The organism is Brevundimonas sp. EU05-FHT14B07 (assembly GCF_058790795.1).
The window spans coordinates 1-1,136 of sequence record NZ_JBYTCZ010000008.1 but is presented as its reverse complement, the minus strand read 5'-3'; the positions used below and the strand labels follow the sequence as shown (position 1 = coordinate 1,136).

Sequence of the window (1,136 nt, the reverse complement as noted above, 5' to 3'; positions counted from 1 at the left end):
ATGGCGAAGCGCAGGCCTTGGTCCATCGCGATCGGCGTGATCAGCTCGACGTTCAGCTCGGCGTTGTCGCCCGGCATGATCATCTCGACGCCTTCCTTCAGGTGAACGATGCCGGTCACGTCCGTCGTGCGGAAGTAGAACTGCGGGCGATAGTTCGTGAAGAACGGGGTGTGACGACCGCCTTCTTCCTTGGTCAGGATGTAGGCTTCGGCCAGGAACTTGGTGTGCGGAGTGATGGAGCCCGGCTTGCACAGCACTTGGCCGCGCTCGACATCTTCACGCTTGGTGCCGCGCAGCAGCACGCCGACGTTGTCGCCCGCTTGACCTTGGTCCAGCAGCTTGCGGAACATTTCCACGCCCGTGCAGGTCGTCTTCTGGACCGGACGGATGCCGACGATCTCGACTTCCTCACCGACCTTGACGATGCCCTTCTCGACGCGGCCCGTGACCACGGTGCCGCGGCCCGAGATCGAGAACACGTCTTCGACCGGCATCAGGAACGGCAGGTCGACCGGACGCTCCGGCTGCGGGATGTAGGCGTCGACGGTTTCCATCAGGGCCAGAACGCGCTGTTCGCCGATTTCCGGGTTCACGCCGTCGGTCGCGGCCTTGGCCGAACCCTTGGTGATCGGAATGTCGTCGCCGGGGAACTGGTAGGAGCTGAGCAGCTCGCGCACTTCCATCTCGACCAGCTCGAGCAGCTCTTCGTCGTCGACCAGGTCGACCTTGTTCATGAAGACCACCAGGGCCGGCACGCCGACCTGACGGGCCAGCAGGATGTGCTCGCGGGTCTGCGGCATCGGGCCGTCAGCGGCCGACACCACCAGGATCGCGCCGTCCATCTGCGCGGCGCCGGTGATCATGTTCTTCACATAGTCGGCGTGGCCGGGGCAGTCGACGTGGGCGTAGTGACGGTTGGCCGTCTCATATTCCACGTGCGCGGTGTTGATCGTGATGCCGCGGGCCTTCTCTTCCGGCGCAGCGTCGATGTCGGCGTAGTTCATCGCCTTCGCGCCGCCGGCCTTCGCCAGCGTCATCGTGATCGCAGCCGTCAACGTCGTCTTGCCGTGGTCAACGTGACCAATCGTGCCGATGTTGCAGTGCGGCTTCGTCCGTTCGAACTTTTCCTTGGCCAT

Annotated in this window: 1 protein-coding gene; it reads right to left on the bottom strand. The window is 64.1% G+C overall.

All coding sequences use genetic code 11. The features are described 5' to 3' along the window. The coding region (gene tuf / locus AC3WRC_RS14285; protein WP_492304281.1) for an elongation factor Tu at positions 1–1,136 on the bottom strand (1,136 nt) is incomplete at its 3' end.